Below are 271 nucleotides of genomic sequence, written 5' to 3'. Positions count from 1 at the left end.
AGCGCTGCTTCGGCGATTTTTGGCAATTGGAAAGAACCGCGGGCTGGCCGTCACTGATTTCATTCACCGACAGGCACAACTGGGTGTTTTCCAGTTGAATTTGTGAGTTCTGAAGCAGCCAGCGCTGCAGCGCTTGGTCCAGATCGCAGGCCGCCACGAATGTTTTGGCGCCTGCCACGGCTTTGTCGGCTTTGAGGCACTGGCTGCTCTCCGAGCGCAGGACGATCATGTCGCCGCCGGCCGAGGTTTGTGCCCAGCTGTGGGAGGTTAA

At 58.7% G+C, this 271-nt stretch carries 1 protein-coding gene; it reads right to left on the bottom strand.

Translation table 11 applies throughout. The features are described from left to right. Window positions 1-229 (bottom strand): RICIN domain-containing protein (locus RVY79_RS19745; RefSeq protein WP_317466267.1); only part of this gene is annotated, 229 nt, incomplete at its 3' end. Window positions 230-271 lie beyond the last annotated feature (42 nt).

The sequence above is a fragment of the Chromohalobacter sp. HP20-39 genome, from assembly GCF_033052815.1.
In the GTDB taxonomy this organism is placed as follows: Bacteria; Pseudomonadota; Gammaproteobacteria; order Pseudomonadales; family Halomonadaceae; genus Chromohalobacter.
The sequence above is the reverse complement of the archived record's forward strand: the minus strand, read 5'-3'. Positions and strand labels throughout refer to the sequence as shown.